The 15,030-nt window shown below is 42.7% G+C and carries 13 protein-coding genes; 4 read left to right on the top strand and 9 right to left on the bottom strand.

Going from position 1 to position 15,030, the window contains the following annotated elements; translation table 11 throughout:
* Nucleotides 1-4 precede the first annotated feature (4 nt).
* Together AC3IRT_RS10015 and AC3IRT_RS10010 are read left to right on the top strand one after the other, a co-directional pair.
* Nucleotides 5-835 carry a DUF3823 domain-containing protein gene (locus AC3IRT_RS10015; protein WP_489393120.1) on the top strand — a complete coding sequence of 277 codons (831 nt, stop codon included), beginning with the start codon at nucleotides 5-7 and terminating at the stop codon, nucleotides 833-835.
* A gap of 13 nt (nucleotides 836-848) precedes the next feature.
* Nucleotides 849-3,053 carry a hypothetical protein gene (locus AC3IRT_RS10010; RefSeq protein ID WP_489393119.1) on the top strand — a complete coding sequence of 735 codons (2,205 nt, stop codon included), beginning with the start codon at nucleotides 849-851 and terminating at the stop codon, nucleotides 3,051-3,053.
* Nucleotides 3,054-3,163: 110 nt separating this feature from the next.
* On the opposite strand, the gene AC3IRT_RS10005 is transcribed toward AC3IRT_RS10010, so the two are convergent.
* A complete protein-coding gene (locus AC3IRT_RS10005) occupies nucleotides 3,164-3,793 on the bottom strand; it encodes a hypothetical protein (RefSeq protein ID WP_489393118.1) in 630 nt (209 codons plus the stop codon).
* 220 nt (nucleotides 3,794-4,013) lie between these two features.
* On the opposite strand from AC3IRT_RS10005, the gene AC3IRT_RS10000 reads away from it, so the two are divergent.
* Both AC3IRT_RS10000 and AC3IRT_RS09995 read left to right on the top strand, forming a co-directional pair.
* Complete coding sequence (locus tag AC3IRT_RS10000) at nucleotides 4,014-4,646, top strand: hypothetical protein (RefSeq protein WP_489393117.1); 633 nt, start codon at nucleotides 4,014-4,016, stop codon at nucleotides 4,644-4,646.
* Nucleotides 4,647-4,920: 274 nt separating this feature from the next.
* A complete protein-coding gene (locus AC3IRT_RS09995; protein ID WP_489393116.1) occupies nucleotides 4,921-5,484 on the top strand; it encodes an AAA family ATPase in 564 nt (187 codons plus the stop codon).
* Nucleotides 5,485-5,526: 42 nt separating this feature from the next.
* Here AC3IRT_RS09995 and gloA2 read toward each other — a convergent pair whose 3' ends face one another.
* The 8 genes from gloA2 to AC3IRT_RS09955 all read right to left on the bottom strand — a co-directional run bounded on the left by gloA2 (nucleotide 5,527) and on the right by AC3IRT_RS09955 (nucleotide 15,022).
* Entirely contained in the window at nucleotides 5,527-5,913 is a 387-nt protein-coding gene (gloA2, locus tag AC3IRT_RS09990) for an SMU1112c/YaeR family gloxylase I-like metalloprotein (protein WP_489393115.1), read from the bottom strand.
* Between the two features lie 27 nt (nucleotides 5,914-5,940).
* Nucleotides 5,941-6,684 (bottom strand): HAD family hydrolase, encoded by a 744-nt coding sequence (locus AC3IRT_RS09985; protein ID WP_489393114.1) that lies wholly within the window; start codon nucleotides 6,682-6,684, stop codon nucleotides 5,941-5,943.
* A complete protein-coding gene (locus AC3IRT_RS09980) occupies nucleotides 6,674-7,717 on the bottom strand; it encodes a lysylphosphatidylglycerol synthase transmembrane domain-containing protein (protein WP_489393113.1) in 1,044 nt (347 codons plus the stop codon). The genes AC3IRT_RS09985 and AC3IRT_RS09980 overlap by 11 nt, the downstream gene beginning before the upstream one ends.
* Nucleotides 7,695-8,675, bottom strand: coding sequence for a CDP-alcohol phosphatidyltransferase family protein (locus AC3IRT_RS09975; protein WP_489393112.1), 981 nt, complete (start codon nucleotides 8,673-8,675; stop codon nucleotides 7,695-7,697). Before AC3IRT_RS09975 ends, AC3IRT_RS09980 begins: the two co-directional genes overlap by 23 nt.
* Nucleotides 8,635-9,531 carry an ATP-grasp domain-containing protein gene (locus AC3IRT_RS09970; RefSeq protein WP_489393111.1) on the bottom strand — a complete coding sequence of 299 codons (897 nt, stop codon included), beginning with the start codon at nucleotides 9,529-9,531 and terminating at the stop codon, nucleotides 8,635-8,637. Before AC3IRT_RS09970 ends, AC3IRT_RS09975 begins: the two co-directional genes overlap by 41 nt.
* Nucleotide 9,532: 1 nt before the next feature.
* On the bottom strand, nucleotides 9,533-10,255 hold the full coding sequence (locus AC3IRT_RS09965; protein WP_489393110.1) for a nucleotidyltransferase family protein: 723 nt from the start codon (nucleotides 10,253-10,255) through the stop codon (nucleotides 9,533-9,535).
* A gap of 102 nt (nucleotides 10,256-10,357) precedes the next feature.
* Nucleotides 10,358-11,686, bottom strand: coding sequence for an inositol-3-phosphate synthase (locus AC3IRT_RS09960; protein ID WP_489393109.1), 1,329 nt, complete (start codon nucleotides 11,684-11,686; stop codon nucleotides 10,358-10,360).
* A 288-nt stretch (nucleotides 11,687-11,974) separates the two neighbouring features.
* Nucleotides 11,975-15,022, bottom strand: a complete 3,048-nt coding sequence (locus AC3IRT_RS09955) for a DNA polymerase III subunit alpha (protein ID WP_489393108.1) — start codon at nucleotides 15,020-15,022, stop codon at nucleotides 11,975-11,977.
* Between the last annotated feature and the right edge of the window lie 8 nt (nucleotides 15,023-15,030).

Below are 15,030 nucleotides of genomic sequence, written 5' to 3'. Positions count from 1 at the left end.
TCAGATGAGACAAAGAAATATAAAATATAGCATAGGACTGGTGTTAATCATCCTATTGATGAGCAATAGCGCTTGCAGTTTTTTTGAGTTGGATAATTACGATGCACCCGATGTCACGTTGAACGGCGAGGTGGTCGATGTACTAACCGGCAAGCCCGTATTGACCGATCAAGGATCGGAAGGCACACGTGTTCGCCTGACCGAGCTGAGCTGGGGCGACAATGTAGAGCACAATCCAGATTTCTATTGCATGCCCGACGGGAAATTTCAAAACACTAAACTGTTTAAAGGCAATTATCATATCACCGTCGATGGCCCGTTTATCCCTTTGCAACGTCGCGGAACAGATGGCGCCATCATCGCGGACGAAAGCATCGTGATGGATTTGGAGAATACGCATACTGTACGCATGGAAGTGCAGCCATTTTTGCAAGTAGAATGGGTAGGAGAGCCAACCGTTAGCAATGGTAAGATTACAGCTCAAGTGCGTGTAACGCGGGGTCTGAATCCAGCCGATTTTCGTGCCAAAGTAGAACCCATGGGTAATTACAACGATAACCTGTTGAATATGACAGATATTCAGTTTTTCGTGAGCTACTCCTCAAGTATTGGTTATCGTGCGCGCGATGAGCGTTGGTCTAGCCGTATCGATTATTCGGGCAATTCGTTCAATTCTTTATTTGGCGAAACCATTACGGTTACGTCGAATGGACAGATTCCGACCGGTCGGACGGTATTTATTCGCGCGGCAGCGCGGATAAATTATGACACGCCTGTAGGTAGTGGCGTACGGCGCTGGAATTACAATGAAGCTAAAGAAGTGTTGGTGAACTAAAAACCTATTACTAATGTATTATATATATCGAAAAATAGGCGCGAAATCCCGGTATCTGATTGGCGGAATTTGTCTCGCAGCGGTCAGTCCACTGTGTGCGCAGCAAAAACCAGATGCTGTAAAGACGACTTTCCAAACATCTAGCGAATGGCGACCAACAATTGATAACCGCGCTGATGCCGTGATGATCTATGGCGTGAAAGGAAATCCTTCGGATAAACGCAAGAAATGGCCATTTCCAGATCGTGTAAAATCGTGGAAGGATCGAGGTTATACCATTCACTTCATGACTGGAATCGCATGGGGAGAATACCAAGATTATTTCACCGGTGCTTGGGATGGCAAAATGCACTTGGACGAAGGGCAGGTTACGCAACAGCAAGATACATTGTGGCATGGACATATGGTGCCATACCTGGTGCCAACAGACAATTTTATCCAATACATGAATGAAGAACACATCAAGCCCGTAATTGACGCAGGCATTGATGCGATCTTTTTGGAGGAACCAGAATTTTGGGCGAGAGCTGGATACAGCGATGCATTTAAGCGAGAATGGAAGAAGTACTATGGTTTCGACTGGCGTCCGCAGCATGAATCGCCGGAGAACACCTATCTCTCTAATAAACTCAAATATTGGTTGTATTATAATGCATTGGATAAGGTATTTACGTTCGCCAAAGAATATGGAAAAACCAAAGGCATGGACGTGAAATGTTATGTGCCGACGCATTCGCTGGTGAATTATTCCCAATGGATGATTGTCTCGCCAGAAGCGAGTTTGGCTTCCTTGCCCGTGGTCGATGGATACATTGCGCAGGTGTGGACAGGCACGTCGCGCGAGCCTAATTTTTTTGAGGGCAAAGAACGCGAACGCGTTTTTGAAACCGCGTATCTGGAATACGGTTCAATGGAATCCATGACGGCGCCGACGGGGCGAAAAATGTTTTTCTTGACAGATCCTATCGAAGATCGCGCAAAAGATTGGGACGATTACAAGCGCAATTATCAGGCGACTTTCACGGCGCAATTGCTTTATCCGAATATCTCCGATTATGAGATCATGCCGTGGCCAGAGCGCATTTATGAAGGTTTGTATCGTGTTTCAGCAGACAGCGAAGAGAAGGCCAAAATTCCAAAACCGTATGCCACGCAAATGCAGGTGATGGTCAATTCACTAAATCATATGCCAAAAAGTGCTAACAAATTGTCGGGAAGCGCTGGTATATCCGTATTGATGGGCAATTCGCTTATGTTTCAGCGATTTCCAACGCATGCTGGATACGACGATCCGCAGCTAGCTAACTTCTATGGTTTGACCTTGCCTTTCGTAAAAAAGGGCGTTCCGATAAAGACGGTGCATATTGAAAATTTGGGTTATCCCGCTGCGCTGGCAGACACGAAGGTGCTACTCATGACGTATGCTAATATGAAACCGCTAGATGCGATTGCGCATCAACAAATCGCGGATTGGGTGCAGCAAGGTGGACAGCTTGTATACAGCGGACGTGATAACGATCCATTTCAAACGGTGCAAGAATGGTGGAATACCGATGGCAAAAATTATGCAGCTCCTTCCGATCATTTGATGGAAAAAATGGGCGTTGCCGCTGGCGCTAAGGAAGGCGTGTATAATTATGGAAAAGGTGCTGTGCATATCCTACGTTACGATCCGAAAGAATATGTGCTCGCTCTAGCAAAAAGTACGCCTTTAGTAAAAGCGGTGGAAACGCGCTATACTGCGGCTACCAAAAGTCAACTCCAGTATAAGAATCATTTTTATCTACAGCGTGGAATGTATGAGTTAGTTGCCGTGATGGACGAAAGTAATAGTACCGATTCTTATACGTTGGAAGGACAGTTGATTGATCTGTTTGATCCAAAGTTACCTGTGTATAAGCAGCGCACCATTGCACCTAGCGAACAAGGTTATTACCTCAATGTGGAGCTGGTGAAAGATAAAAATAGACCGCAGGTATTGGCTGGCGCCAGTCGTGTCAGCGATGAAAGAGTGACTAAAAATGCCTACAGCTATGTAGCCAAAAGTTCGGTCGAAACGACCAATATTTCCAGAGTACTATTACCAAAACAGCCTAAAAGCGTATTGGTGAATGGACAAGAAAATTTTGATGGTAAAAACTGGGATGCTGGCTCAAAAACATATTTGTTAGGCTTCGAAAATAACCCAGATGGGGTAGAAGTGAAGATTTTGTGGTGATCATCGTTTGATGTGGTTTAATTTGTGTTGTTCGACCGATCTCCGTGCAGGAGATCGGTTTTTTTGAGCCACAGTGGACATTGGCAAATGATTCTGATCATGTGAAATGCTTACTGCATCCCGAAAAGATCCTCATCCGTCACTTCCCTATTATTACCTTTGGCTTCATCATACGCGGGGCGACCAACGGCCAAAGATTTCAACATGTCTTTCCAAGCTAATTCTGCATCTCGTGTGGATGCGGTCAAATCATTTTGTGCATACATTGCCATCTCTTGCAGATGCACATATTTACTGCCAGATAGTGGGATAAATGCTTCCGACAACGTTATATCATTAGGATATGAAATCAAATAGTAATACGTAGACCCAAAATCTGACGTTCCCTTTTTCAATTTGGAGAGGTCAATATCGCTAACAATAGTTCCGAGTATGTACATAGGTTGTCGAGCAGCTTGGTATTCACCCCACAAGAAAACATCTTTTCGTGGGAAATACCCTACATGTTTCTGGAATAGACGGCGGATTTCGGATAGTTTGATATTGGCATTTCCGAAATAGGTATTCCCATAAAATAGCACGCGGAGTTGCAGACTATCATTGCGGTACTCATTCATGGCATCTTGCGAATAACTGTTTTTAGAAACGATTCTCTTATTTACAGCAGAGCAACCTACGAAAATCGCCAAGCAAAATATGATGTAACTCATCTTGAAAAAATAGGTAGTATAGTTCATCATGTGATAATCTAATTTTAGATGTTTATGTTAGTATTATCCCAATATAGGGAATTATATTGCATTAAACCATTTATTGTTGATAGGAACTATCTCACTGGATGCTCGTTACAATTGCGTCGAGGTCTAAAATTGTATGAAGGGCTGACATCATAAAATACTGGTTTTCCAGTATTGAGTCGTTACAAATGATGGTGTATATTTAAATCTTAATCTGAAACCTATGTATAAGATTGCATATATAATGATTGTTCTAGCTTGGATGCTAATTTCCTGCAGTAAAGAAGGAAGTGAAAATATGCCTGAAGATGATTTCGTGTCGCGTGTATCACAGGAAGCATATACAGGTTCGGCAAAATCCGTCATGCATTTGCATGGTTACGAAACATTCCCCTCAGTAGATGGAAAAGGGACTTTTAATGTGATTCCGACTTCGGGCGATAGCGTGACCTTAGCACTAACTTGCGATCTTTCTAGCGGAGATGGCTTTAGCTTTGGTATGCCCGGAATACAATCGGGCAACAGCTGGTCGGCAGCCTTTCAAAATGGTAGTTTCGCTATTGATGATAAAGGCGATGTATCTGGCACTATGCAAACAAACCAACAGGAAATCTCTTGGGATGGCCGGTTATTCAATGATAAAATTTTACTGGATGTCAAAATCAAATACCTGCAACCAGATCGCAATATCACCGCAGGCACAATTATCAATACCCATCTGGATTTGATTCGTGCAGATGCCCCAGCATCAGGAAATACTAACGGTTGCAAGGTTATTGTTTGGGAAACTCGTGCTGTATTAAACCTCTATAGCTATGGTTCTGATATTTTACGTGTTCCAGTTTGTCATGATTAATAGATACGAATATATTTTATCGCTATCACAAGATGAATTGTTATCTCATGATAATTCACCTTGTTTTCTGCACCTTATTTCTCATCTTTACGGTCTAGCATAGCTGTTTATTCCAAATACCTATCCAACGATGGCTTGATCCGTGCTAGTTCCCACTAGAACTTGTCGGATCTTATCTCCAAAACAAGCCATTGACATTCTTTAGAGACAATCCGTCTTGCTTTTCAGTGTCAATAATGTAGAAAATTTATTTTATTTAAATTATTAAAAACCCATGAAATCAACGTATTTCTATATCATAACAGGTGGGCCAGGTGTAGGTAAAACCGCACTCATCGAAGAGTTAAATAAACAAGGGTTTATTACTGTGGCAGAAGATGCGCGCCGAATTATTAAAGAGCAGATAGATTTAGGAGAAGATGGCCTACCATGGAAAGACAAGGAAAAATATGCGCAGATGATGTACGACGCATCGGTACAAAGCTATAAGAAAGCATTCGATGGTTTTGACACGCGATTGCATTTCTTCGACCGCGGAATAATCGATACAATTTGCTACATGCGTATGCAAAATATTGTGATACCAGAGAGAACGCTGCTAGAAATAGCAAAATATCAGTACGCTCGTTCGGTGTTCATTTTACCACCTTGGCCAGAAATCTACCACACAGATGAAGAACGTAAGCAGGATTGGGAAGAAGCCGTAGCCACCTTTCAACATATGAAAGACACTTATTTGGCTTTTGGTCATCAGGTTGTAGAGGTGCCAAATACATCAGTAAGCGAACGTACGACATTTATTTTAAATCATATCGCAAAGCATACTGATCAAAGTTAGTCCAAATATAGGACTTTGCCTGTGCAAAAGTACCGCTGTGAACTATCCTTCGTAAATCTCTATCGGCAAATCATCTGGATCACTAAAAAAAGTGAATTTCTTGCCCGTAAACTCATCGACACGGATAGGTTCAGTTTCTACGTTCTTACTGTTCAGATAAACGATAGATTCCGCTATGTCACTCACCTCAAACGCGATATGACGTAATCCGGTTGCTTCTGGTCTGCTTGGTCGTGCTGGAGGATTGGGAAAAGAGAAAAGCTCAATAAGGTATTGACCATTAATTGACAAATCCAATTTATAAGATTGTCGCTCAGCGCGGTAAACCTCTCGTACGATATCAAATCCTAGGATCTGTGTATAAAAATCCTTAGATTTTTCATAATCCGAAGCAATGATGGCAATATGATGTAATGCTTTTATTTTCATAATGTAGTGGTAGATATCAAGGTCTATTTACGCGCGATTATTATCAGTTTTTGCTCGACTGCTGTCCTCAAAAACAATATCCAAGACCTCACTTATATCTGAAATCGTATGGGTAGGCTTTATGTCCGAATCTATTTCCTGCTCCAAGCTATTGCCTTTGAGCCAAGCAGTTTGGCAACCGCAGCTATTTCCCGGCTCAATATCTTTGGATAGCGAATCGCCAATTACCAAGCATTCCTTTGCTTCCAACTTTATAGCTTCAATACCTAATTGATAAATCTGAGGATCAGGTTTACGTACGCCCACTATTGCCGATTCGATAACGGTATCGAAGAAATGATCGATTCTATAGTCTTCGAGTACAGTCTGTAAATTACCATAAAAGTTGGACACCATCACCATCGGGATTTTATTCGAGAGCAAGGATAAGACGATTTTGGCTTTTTCCACATGTTGCTTAGCAAAATCGTATCCACCTGTGGCAATTTGAGCGATCAGATCCTCCTCTAAGCTGTAGTTTAGTTCTTTCAAAAACTCAAATTGTGCCGCCACTTTGGCTAGGAGTACCTGTTCCATGTTGAAATCAGGTAGGATTATTTTTTCTAGTGCTGCTTTGCGTTCTGTATGTACATAAGCTTGATAAAATACATCTTGCGGCACCTTTGTGTCCAATCTTACGTAGAGATCCCATAAGATGGTTGACCAATGATCTCCTTTAGAATCCAAGGTGCCACCGAAATCGAAAAGCAGACCTTTAATATTATTTTTCATGTGATAGTTCTTTGAGATTTTCTTCCACATCACGTGGAGCGGTTTTATTTTTTACCAGTAAAGTAAGTAGCAATCCGATAACAATCCAAATTAACTCTCTGATACGGGTAGCCAAACCAATAAATACACCAGCGCTGGCCGAAAAGCCCACAACAGACATGGCCAATGCCATTCCTCCTTCGCGCGTGCCCAGTTGCATGGGGAAGAAGAATATCAAATTAGCAAATAGGGAAGAACCCGAACTCACGATAATAGCCTGAATATAATCCATCTCCAAACCCAGCGCTCGCGCAATCAGATAAATCTCGATGCATCCAATCACTCTTGCCAAAAGTTCCCAAAAAAGGGAGGAATAAAATCGGGTTTTTCGATGCAGATACAAATCATTGAGCTGCACATCGATCTCTTTAAAAAGTGTCTTATTCTTCTGCTGCATACGGGCTGCCGCTTTGCCCATTAAGGGCAATTTTGCTAAAGTACGAAATACACTGCTCAGGATGCCGTTTTTAGAAATTCGGGATACCCATATGAGTAATCCACCAGCTAACGCAATGATTATCGCACAGGTTGCGATAACGGTTGGACTGACGGGCAGATAGAAGATGATAATGCCGATAGATAATACCCAAAATAGGAGATGCGAAAGGATGTGCATCATACCATAGAGCAATACAGATGAGCTGGCTTTTGCTTGACCGAGCGAAGGCGTCAGTGACATGATGCGATACGGCTCACCACCAAGCGCTACAAAAGGCGTAATATAGTTGATCGCATAACCAGAAATCGTGAGCTGAAAGATCCGGCCAAAACCTATCTTAGCACCTTCGTTGTTCTTTTCTCGAATAATGTCGCGAAAGGCCAGCGCATTCAGAAAATAAATGACAAACCAGCTAAATAAAACCGGTACAAACCAAATCCCTGTTTGCTGCAAATTCGCCCAAATATTCTCGATCCCCAGTGCGTACACCATGTAGATCAAGCTACCGATGCCCAGTAGGATAAATATAACTTTATAAAGCGTTTTCGTGCTCATAAATGCTTTTGTGTTCGATCGCTGACCAAAAATGTTTGCTCACGCGCTCTTGTCTATACACCATGTACATGAGAATGGGCGTAAGCACCAAAATATCAAACACAAAATATAGCCAAACCTGATCGATAAAAATCCATAGGAATAGAAAGATTACGCGCGTGTTGAACTGCACGATATTCGTGTATTTCATCAGAGGTTGGTTTTGTGTTCTGAAATCTCTAATTAGGTTCAGCGGCAAACCGTTTTTATATCTTTTAATCACCGTCAGCAAGTGCTGCAACCAAGGCGAAAGGCGTTCCTGCATTCGTGTATAGCCGATGTATCCATTTAGCACAAACTTCGAAAAAGTGTGTTGTTTCCAATTCAAAGAATCAAATTCGGCTTGCAGATCGCGTACACTATCCAATTCACTGCCCTGCTCGCCTTTGATGAAAAACAAGTGTACGTTTCGGTAATAATCGGCCATCGCCGATTGGAAAACGTGTGCTACACCAGCCAAAACTCCCGGTACCCAGATCCAGGCAGACCAGCCTTGATCCATCAGCCGAAGGCATAACGCAATATGAATGGCGGCAAACCAAAAATCGCCGGCGAAGCCGTCGAGAATCCGTCCGAAGCGACTTTTCTGGTTGGTCAATCGCGCCAGTTGCCCATCCGCAGAATCCAAAGAATTGGCAAATACGAGCAGCAACATGCCGATGATATTGATCCAGAGATCTTGATAGTAAAAGAGTATACCAGCCGCAACGCCGATGAAAATACTGGTGATGGTGACGGCGTTGGGGCTAATGCCTGCACGTGCACATATTTTGGCGATGAACAGTCCAATTGGACGATAAAACCAGATATCAATGCGTTCTTCGGTATCGGAAGATTTGAGTGATTGCTCGAATTCGGACTCGATAGGTTGGTCGATGTTATGATTTTCCACTAAAGGCTGCCGATTTTTTTGTTCCATTCTGGGTAGTTAGTTTCTTAAATAAGAAATGGGCGATGACTTTTGCAGCCTCTTCTCTGCATGGCGCAAAACTTGGCCAGTCGTTTAGATCTATGATATGTATGCTACCATCTTTTCCGATAATAGCATCTCCACCGTATATCTCCACGCCTAAAACTTCGGCCGAACGTTCGGCCAATTGTTGAAGCAGTTCGGCATCATAATTATAGTGATTCGTATGGCCATTAATTTGTTCGTATTCCTCGTATTTATGATGTTTTACTTCGTAAGGATAAAAACTGTAAAAAAACGACGTGCCCCGCACGGCATAAAATTTAACGAGGTCACCGCGCAGATGACGAGATATGACCGCTTCTTTGATATTCCGCAAGGCATATTCTTCAATAATATTTTGCGCTTGCGCAATGGTGGCTGCAAATGTCACATCTTCTTTGTGGATTGCATGAAAATCCCCACGTTTGATCCACAAACCATCGTCAGCCAGTGATAATGCATCATTGGATAACGGCTGATGTGTTTGTTGTACGACACTTGCTGGGTAGGGAATACCATCAGCCAAAAGTTGATCCGTCATATTTTTTCGGAAGCAATTTCGGATGCTATACGGAGAATTAAAGATCGGCATTCCGCTATCTTCCAATTGCTGTAAGCGTAGTAATAAAGGTCTACTGCGCCCCATGCTGATAATACCATCGATATCAGAAATGCCCATTTGCATAAAAGATTCTTCATCGCATAATCTAACAGCAGCACCGAAGGACATCAATTCATCGCAAACTAGGCGCATTATTGCGGCATCATTGCCAATGTGGTTAGGAGAGAAGTTTTTCCTTCTATTTATTGCTAGTATATTCATCTTAATTTTTGCCACATTCGCCAATTTTCATCAGATAAGCCTCGGCTTGTTTTTGGTCGGATAGATGATCAACATCCACGATCTTGTTGAAGATATGACCTTCCACGACAAGTGATTTTTCTAAAAGACTTCGTTGATAATTTCGCATTCTACTTTGTCCGAGTTGAATCTGTTCATGTGCAACCTGCGCTGCACGCACGCGCAATCCGTAGATGCCACCAGATACCAATTCGCTGTTTTGCATTCGTTCGTCGGAGAAAAGTTCAATCTTATTGGACTGATCCATCGTAATATACAGTGGGCTTTCGTCGTCTATAAAAGAGGTAACTCCCATATACGCATCTACCGACTTTCTTTCTCTAAACTGCGTGATATAGATGGCAAACTCACGTTCCGAAAAAATGGTATCTGTCGTGGTTACCACACATTCTGTCCAAGATGGATTGGCTTTCAATAGTTCACCTAAGCTATGCAATGAACTTTCGGTGTCAAATACATAACTATGTATAGGAACTCCAAAATCATTGTTCGCCAGAAAATCCCGTAAGTCAACGGATGCGCTATTTACGATGACGTGTACACGAGCGGCGTCATTCTTGGTAAAGATCCTAATTAGTCGTTCGATCATAGCTATGCCACAGATCGGAAGGAGGGGTTTTGATAGTTTGATACCTTCATTTTTTAACCTCGATCCTTGACCGGCAGCTATAATGGCAAATTCCATTTGGCTTTTCTTTATTGGTTAAGTTTATAACTAAGGAAGACGAAACATATTTGTTCTAAATCCATCTGTTTCGCCTTCCTAATATGTATTTATGCAGTAGTCTTACTGAATGCTTTCTATCAATTCTTGATAGTAATCCAATCCCAAGTGCGTAATGAGATCTTCGCCCTTAATATGTCTCAAGGTATTCTGAAGCTTCATCAACTGCTTAAAGATATCATGCTCTGCTGGAAGATCTGGTGCAGTCTGTGGCGATTTTAAGTAAAATGACAACCATTCTTGTACGCCATACATTTCAGCACGCTGTGCCAAATCGATAAAAAGTGCCAAATCCAGCACAACGGGGGCTGCTAAGATCGAGTCGCGACACAGAAAGTTGATTTTGATCTGCATCTTATAGCCCATCCAGCCAAAAATATCAATATTGTCCCAAGATTCTTTGTTGTCACCGTGGGGCGGGTAGTAGTTGATACGGACTTTGTGGTAAAGATCGCCATAAAGCTCTGGATTTTTTTTCGCATCTAATATTTCTTCTAAAACCGATAATTTAGATACTTCTTTGGTCTTAAAGTTATCTGGATCGTCTAATACGAGGCCATCACGATTGCCTAAAATATTGGTAGAGAACCAACCTTCTACGCCCAATGCACGCGCTTGCAACCCAGGCGCTACGATGGTTTTCATGAGGGTTTGTCCGGTTTTAAAGTCTTTTCCTGCAATGGCAACATTATTTTCTAACGTTAGTTCTACGATAGCTGGGGCATCACAAGTTAAATTTGGAGCACCATTGACAAACGGAACACCTTCTTGAATAGCTGCATAACAATACAACATACTAGGTGGGATACGCTCGTCGTTGCTGTCTAACGCCTGTTCTAACTTCGGAAGTTCCGTAAAGATTTCTTCTGCATCGATGTATTTTTCCGTCGATCCACACCAAACGATCACTACGCGATCTAGATCATTTGTAGATTTGAATGTTCTGATGTCTTCACGAAGCGCTTCGATCAATTCGCGATGCGTAGTCTGGGTTTTTACATGATCTCCATCAAGGTTTTTGACGAAATCACGATTAAATACGGCTTTCATCGGAACGATTTTTTCCAAATCTTCTCTTACGGCATCCAGTTGGTGTGCTTCAAGAACCTTTGCTTTGCTTGCCGCTTCAAATACATTGTCGGCATAAAGATCCCAACCACCAAATACAATATCTTGCAAGCCTGCCAAGGGCACGAAATCTTTGATTAATGGATTACGATCTTCTGTTCTCTTCCCTAATCGGATACGACTCATTTGAGAAACTGATCCAATTGGTAAAGATAATCCTTTGTTTACCGAAGCGACTCCGGCAATTAATGTAGTCGCAACAGCGCCTAGTCCAGGTATCAAAATTCCCAGTTTGCCCGTTGCTTCTTTGATTTTATATTCCATTTTACAGTAGTGAATGAATGTTTACAATATGTTAATACGTTTGTAAAATTGGGTTAAAAGTTTGGTTTCGCATATGGTGAATTGTTGAATTAAAGTAAATATTTGACTATTCGGTACGTATGGTTAGTTTGACTGTTTGTTTTATTGTGTGTTTTTTTGCTGTATGTTTTGGTCTGAATGTTAATTAGTTATAGGTATTTTTGTTAATTGACCTTTATAGTCAGATGGTTAGTTTCTTGCTGTTGGTAATTTTTAAATATATAAAATTTATAGAGAGTTTACCTAAAGTTAACGCATCTTTTGTCGAGGAAGATTGATTTCATGTGCTTGCGGATAAGGCTTTCGATTGGTCATGCTCACATCTTCTTGTATTCTGCGTTGTGTATCGTATTGTTTTTTCTGATCATAGGCATAACGCGCATCAGGAATGAATGCCATTTTAGCCATTTTATGAATAGTGACGGTCGGGAAGTGGTAATCTACCTCGACGATGCCTAGTAATAGATAACATCCGCCACCTTTAAAAGGATATTCGGCCAGACTATCTGGGAAATGTGCTGTGTCAAAATAGTTTCCTTGCACATCTACCCAAGTGCCAAAATACATCGTTCCACGTTTGGTAGGCACGTGCTTTCGCGAGATCAGGTAAGCCAGCATCCTCACTTGCTTTTTGTGATGTTGTGTTAGTTCATTGACCATGACCGTACCTCGATAACGAATTTGCAATAGATCAAAGGGCGAGCAGGAGGTCGGGAATCCCAATAATTCGATTTCATCAAACGCATCTTCAAAGGCAGATCGCTCCAGCTTAGGCAGCGTGTATTCGCGCGCAGGTTCATACAACAAGACCGGCTGGTGAGTTTGTGACTTTGCAGATAGCAAGCGTGCATGTACTAACAACTCACTTTTGCTCTTTCCCGTAAAGCGAAGCGCGCCGATAAAGATCAGCGTCTGTATGCTTTCTATGCCCATTGGTACACGACGAAGCAAGTCTTCTAGCGAAATATATGCACCTTGCTTGCTTCGTTGAGCCACAATCTGATCGGCCAATTTGGATTCCAAACCTTGTAAGTGCATAAAACCTAAATAAACATCTCGGCCATATAGGTTGGTGATGATATCGCTGTGGTTTACGCAAGGGTTTTGTATCGTAGCGCCCGATATGCGCGCTTCATGAATATATACCTCCGTACGATAAAAACCACCTTGATTATTAATTACAGCCACCATAAACTCAATCGGATAGTATACTTTTAGATAAAGACTCTGGTAACTTTCTACCGCATAAGAAGCCGAATGCGCTTTACAAAACGAATAACCAGCAAACGACTCAATTTGTCGGTAAACTTCCTGACTGAGCTGTGGATCGTGCCCTTTTTCGGCGCAGGAATCAAAAAAATTATTGCGCACCTGTTGTAGTGCTTTTAATGAGCGGCCTTTTCCGCTCATTGCACGGCGCAGCACATCGCCATCTGCAGCCGATAAACCGCCAAAGTGCATGGCAATCTTGATCACATCTTCCTGATACACCATGATGCCATACGTTTCCCCCAAATGCACACGAAATATATCGTGCATGTATTCAAACTGATCAGGATAATTGTGTCGGAAAATATATTCCTTCATCATGCCCGACTGCGCTACGCCAGGTCGTATAATGGATGATGCTGCTACCAAGGTGCGATAATCGGCGCATTTCAGCCTCCGCAATAGTCCGCGCATCGCAGGCGATTCAATGTAAAAGCAACCGATCGTTTGTCCACGCGCGAGGTGATCGTTGCACTGTGCCTCTTCTTTCGAAATTTGCGTATTGCGAATGTCAATAGTAACCCCTCGATTTTGCGCAATAATTTTCACGGCATCGTTGATGCTGCCGATGCCGCGCTGACTGAGAATATCGAACTTCTCCAATCCAATACTCTCGGCCACATGCATATCAAATTGCACAATCGGAAAGCCTTTGGGGGGAAGTTCCAACGCTGAGTATTGCGTAATCGGTTCTTCCGAAATCAGTATGCCGCAGGCGTGCATACTCCGTTGATTAGGGTGTTTTTCCAACATATTGCCATAATGATGTATTTGCCGTACCACGGAGCTGGCATCATGCTGGTCCATCGATTGCGTAGCTAATGCATCCAACTCTTCTTTGGGCAAGCCAAATACTTTACCCAACTGTCGGAAGATAGAGCGATATTTAAACTCTATGTTGGTACCACAAAAAGCCACATGATCTTTGCCATAGCGATCAAAGATGTAGCGCAAAATGATATCGCGCTCCTGCCAACCCCAGTCGATATCAAAATCGGGTGGTACTTTACGATTCAGATTCAAGAAACGCTCGAAATACAGATCCAATTCTAACGGGCAGATATCTGTGATGCCCAAGCAATAAGCAATAATGCTATTGGCTCCGCTACCACGACCGATGTGCATAAAACCTTGGCTATTGCTGTATTGCACGATATCCCACGTAATCAAGAAATAACCGCTAAACTTGAGCTCATCAATAACTTGCAATTCCCGTTCGGCACGTTGCCGAGCCAGCGTGTGGTCAGCTCCATATCGTCGAAGCAGTCCCTCTTCGGTGAGCTCTGTGAGTAATAATCGGTCGCTTTCGCGGCTATCAGTAAAGTGCTTTTTGTTTTTAGGTGTTGTGTATTCAAAGTCAAAAGAACAGCTCGCTAACAACTGCGCTGTATTCGCTACGATCTGTGGATAATCTTGAAAAATGGAGAGCAAATCTTGTATTGGCCGAAAGTGTTCATCCGGGCGACAGCAGTCTTCTTTGCTGAGCTTGGAAAGCAATACATTGCGATCTATCGCTCGCAAAATGCCGTGCAGTTGATATGATTCCTCGTCACTGATGGTGATCGGAGCGCAGATCACCATTCTGGGAAGGTAGCGTTGCCATTGTACGCGGATCAATAGGCTAATTTCGTGTGGTTGCACACCGATGTACTCCTGCTCACCTAATACTGCAGGAGCTTGGCTCATGGGGTAAATGACCGCCGTGTCGGGCAGGGCAGGACATTTTGCTGGCAAGGCAGTTTCTTCCAAGTTATGCGTGGTACGCAATTGGCAGATGGCGCCGACGCCGCGACTATTTTTTGCAAGCAGAATGTAATAAAGCTCGTTGTTTTCTCGCATTTCCATGCCCACGACGGGTTTAATACCCTTTTCATGACATGTCTGCGTAAATTCATAAATGCCCGTTACCGTGTTGATATCCGTAAGCGCCAATGATGTTGTGCCACTGGCAGCCGCTTGCTTTACGAGATCCTCAATAGAAAGCGTTCCGTAACGAAGACTGTGATAAGATCGGCAATTGAGGTACATAAGCGTTC

The sequence above is a fragment of the Sphingobacterium sp. KH_072 genome, from assembly GCF_057837975.1.
This window is presented reverse-complemented; position numbering and strand designations above follow the sequence as displayed.

What these genes read in the sequence shown, in the direction of transcription:
- AC3IRT_RS09975 (WP_489393112.1), bottom strand. Translation starts at nt 8,675, where the DNA reads ATGGAACAAAAAAATCGGCAGCCTTTAGTGGAAAATCATAACATCGAC.
- AC3IRT_RS09980 (WP_489393113.1), bottom strand. Translation starts at nt 7,717, where the DNA reads ATGAGCACGAAAACGCTTTATAAAGTTATATTTATCCTACTGGGCATC.
- AC3IRT_RS10000 (WP_489393117.1), top strand. Translation starts at nt 4,014, where the DNA reads ATGTATAAGATTGCATATATAATGATTGTTCTAGCTTGGATGCTAATT.
- AC3IRT_RS09960 (WP_489393109.1), bottom strand. Translation starts at nt 11,686, where the DNA reads ATGGAATATAAAATCAAAGAAGCAACGGGCAAACTGGGAATTTTGATA.
- AC3IRT_RS10015 (WP_489393120.1), top strand. Translation starts at nt 5, where the DNA reads ATGAGACAAAGAAATATAAAATATAGCATAGGACTGGTGTTAATCATC.
- AC3IRT_RS10005 (WP_489393118.1), bottom strand. Translation starts at nt 3,793, where the DNA reads ATGATGAACTATACTACCTATTTTTTCAAGATGAGTTACATCATATTT.
- AC3IRT_RS09985 (WP_489393114.1), bottom strand. Translation starts at nt 6,684, where the DNA reads ATGAAAAATAATATTAAAGGTCTGCTTTTCGATTTCGGTGGCACCTTG.
- gloA2 (WP_489393115.1), bottom strand. Translation starts at nt 5,913, where the DNA reads ATGAAAATAAAAGCATTACATCATATTGCCATCATTGCTTCGGATTAT.
- AC3IRT_RS09970 (WP_489393111.1), bottom strand. Translation starts at nt 9,531, where the DNA reads ATGAATATACTAGCAATAAATAGAAGGAAAAACTTCTCTCCTAACCAC.
- AC3IRT_RS09955 (WP_489393108.1), bottom strand. Translation starts at nt 15,022, where the DNA reads ATGTACCTCAATTGCCGATCTTATCACAGTCTTCGTTACGGAACGCTT.
- AC3IRT_RS09965 (WP_489393110.1), bottom strand. Translation starts at nt 10,255, where the DNA reads ATGGAATTTGCCATTATAGCTGCCGGTCAAGGATCGAGGTTAAAAAAT.
- AC3IRT_RS09995 (WP_489393116.1), top strand. Translation starts at nt 4,921, where the DNA reads ATGAAATCAACGTATTTCTATATCATAACAGGTGGGCCAGGTGTAGGT.
- AC3IRT_RS10010 (WP_489393119.1), top strand. Translation starts at nt 849, where the DNA reads ATGTATTATATATATCGAAAAATAGGCGCGAAATCCCGGTATCTGATT.